3 protein-coding genes are annotated in these 1,405 nt (G+C 43.8%); all 3 read left to right on the top strand.

The annotated features are described in order from the left end of the window. Positions 1 to 201 (top strand): elongation factor P hydroxylase (locus tag R7P67_RS24375; protein ID WP_318086256.1); only part of this gene is annotated, 201 nt, incomplete at its 5' end. A gap of 24 nt (positions 202 to 225) precedes the next feature. Beyond that, a complete protein-coding gene (locus R7P67_RS24370) occupies positions 226 to 489 on the top strand; it encodes a YfcL family protein (protein ID WP_005479532.1) in 264 nt (87 codons plus the stop codon). 279 nt (positions 490 to 768) lie between these two features. After that, positions 769 to 1,293 (top strand): NADPH-dependent FMN reductase, encoded by a 525-nt coding sequence (locus R7P67_RS24365; RefSeq protein WP_021453296.1) that lies wholly within the window; start codon positions 769 to 771, stop codon positions 1,291 to 1,293. The last annotated feature ends 112 nt before the right edge of the window (positions 1,294 to 1,405 follow it).

The following is a 1,405-nucleotide window of genomic DNA, read 5'->3' as shown; positions in this document are numbered from 1 at the left end:
GGCTTCCCTTTTACGGTGAGTTGTGACAATCTACACGGCGATTTTGAACCAGATAGGCTCGGCTTTATGCAAAAAGTGCATAAAGAAGTATTAGGTATTTTGGAAGCAGGTTTGCCACCGCGAGTGAAAATGCTTTCGGACGCCTTACGTGCGTTTTACCAAACTAAGCCGCTGGAAGCGTCTGATTTTAGCGTTAAGTAACCCAAATAACCTCAGAGAAACTCCATGATTATTGAATTTGAAGAAAAACTACTAGAACTGATTGATGCTCGTATTGAAAACGCATCTGATGATGAACTGTTTGCTGGTGGTTATCTACGTGGTCACATCTCTCTGTCTGCCGCATCTTGTGAAGAAGACGGCATCAACGATGTTGAAGAGCTAAAATCTCGTATCGCGAACAGCCTAGAAGAAGCACGTGCAGAACTGACGCCTGCGGATCGCGTGATTGTTAGTGATCTATGGCAAGAACTGCAATCACAAGCATAATATCTACGAATTGCAGTAAATGAGTGCTCAGTGTAGCTGAATGAAAGCCTGTTAACCTTGTTGTGACTATTTTTTTCAACGGGTTATATCAAACGTCACCTTATTCTAGGCGTGCTTCTTGGCTATTTCTGAGCATATCTTTTCTATCGTTATCCCGACTTTTAGTTGAAATCAACTCCTTCGAAATATTCGAATCTCTCCATAAGATTTTTGTGGTTGTTGCCAGCCTGTTTAACTTTTATTCTGCAAAGCATAAAACGTGAACAAAGGAATATAACCATGAAAATTGTCGCATTCGGTGCATCTACCAGCTCAACCTCAATCAACAAAACGCTTGCTACTTACGCCGCTCAACAAGTAGAAGGCGCGCAAGTGAACGTGTTGGATTTAAACAACTACAACGTTCCAATGTTTAGTGAAGACAAAGAGAAAGAAATCGGCCAAGCGGAAGGTGCAATCGCTTTTTTACGCGAGCTAGAGCAAGCTGATGCCATCGTTGTATCATTTGCAGAGCACAACGGTTCTTACGCTGCGGCTTACAAAAACTTGTTCGATTGGGCAACGCGTATCGAGCGCAATGTGTTCCAAAATAAACCGGTAGTTTACCTTGCTACGTCACCGGGCCCTGGTGGTGCACAAAGCGTGCTAGCGGCGGCAACGGGTTCAGCGTCATTTTTTGGAGCGGACGTTAAAGCGTCGCTTTCGGTACCAAGTTTTTACGAGAACTTTGACTTGGAGTCGGGTGAGATTGTAAATCAAGAAATTGCAGAGCAAGTGAAACAAGCCGTCGCGTTGCTCAAGTAATACGCCATTAAAAAAGAGATTCCCGACGCGTGATTTCGCGGGCTTGGGAATCTCTTATTCGTTATCTACTTAATAGCCATGTAGTTGTCTGCTTGGTGCCGATTTAAAGCTC

The sequence above is a fragment of the Vibrio sp. Vb0937 genome (assembly GCF_033338855.1).
This window is presented reverse-complemented; position numbering and strand designations above follow the sequence as displayed.